A 203-nucleotide genomic window follows, 5' to 3' on the forward strand; every position below is an offset into this window, starting at 1 on the left:
GTTCCAAACATCCTCATTTTGCGGAATTACAATCCAAAATCATCAATTCCCTTGTCCATCATGTCTTGATCCATGCCGATGTATCGCATCGTTACTTCAGGGCTGGAATGGTTAAAAATCTTTTGGAGTAGCACAATGTCTTTGGTCTTTTGATAGAAATGATATCCAAACGTCTTCCTCATGGTATGAGTCCCGATATCCAC

General features: G+C 40.4%; 1 protein-coding gene. It reads right to left on the bottom strand.

The features are described from left to right. Window positions 1–26: 26 nt before the first annotated feature. Window positions 27–203, bottom strand: a 177-nt coding sequence (locus PPOP_RS16730; RefSeq protein WP_042229555.1) for a tyrosine-type recombinase/integrase, incomplete at its 5' end; no start/stop codon positions are given.

It is taken from the genome of Paenibacillus popilliae ATCC 14706 (assembly GCF_000315235.1).
In the GTDB taxonomy this organism is placed as follows: Bacteria; Bacillota; Bacilli; order Paenibacillales; family Paenibacillaceae; genus Paenibacillus_B; species Paenibacillus_B popilliae.